Source organism: Brasilonema bromeliae SPC951 (assembly GCF_012912135.1).
GTDB lineage: Bacteria > Cyanobacteriota > Cyanobacteriia > Cyanobacteriales > Nostocaceae > Brasilonema > Brasilonema bromeliae.
In genome coordinates this window covers 7,863-8,321 of sequence record NZ_QMEB01000271.1, presented here as the reverse complement: position 1 = coordinate 8,321, position 459 = coordinate 7,863, and the positions used below count along the sequence as shown (strand labels likewise).

General features: G+C 69.5%; 1 protein-coding gene. It reads right to left on the bottom strand.

The features are described from left to right. Nucleotides 1-411, bottom strand: a 411-nt coding sequence (locus DP116_RS28725; RefSeq protein WP_211173497.1) for a hypothetical protein, incomplete at its 3' end; no start/stop codon positions are given. Nucleotides 412-459: the final 48 nt, after the last annotated feature.

The window sequence follows — 459 nt, the reverse complement described above, 5'->3', positions numbered from 1 at the left end:
GTCCCAAGTCGCGTCCCGAGTCGCGGCCCAAGTCGCGGCCCAAGTCGCGGCCCAAGTCGCGGCCCGAGTCGCGACGGCTCTTGCTTTGACTTCGTTCGCGGCTTTGTTCGCCGCGGTCAAATCGACCCCCGCCCTTAGCTCATTCAGTCCGCGCAGCGACGCCGCCTCGGTCGGCAGCCGCGCGAGGTCGAGCCAGGCCGGCGTCTGCGCTCGCACCCACCAGTCAATAATCAGCCAAGGCCGAACGCCGTCGCGGCCGTCGCCGGTTCCCTTGAGCCGCGGCGCGTAGGGCCGCAGCATCTCGCGATCCGCTTCGGGCAGGTCGTCGCGCCACCGCTCGAAAAACGTGCGGAGGATGGGCGAGACGCCCCGCTTGGGGACGACGATCGGCTTTGGTTTGGTCGCGCTCACAGCACGCCTCGCTTTCGGTCTTCGATCACCGCCGCGGGCGTGATGGCG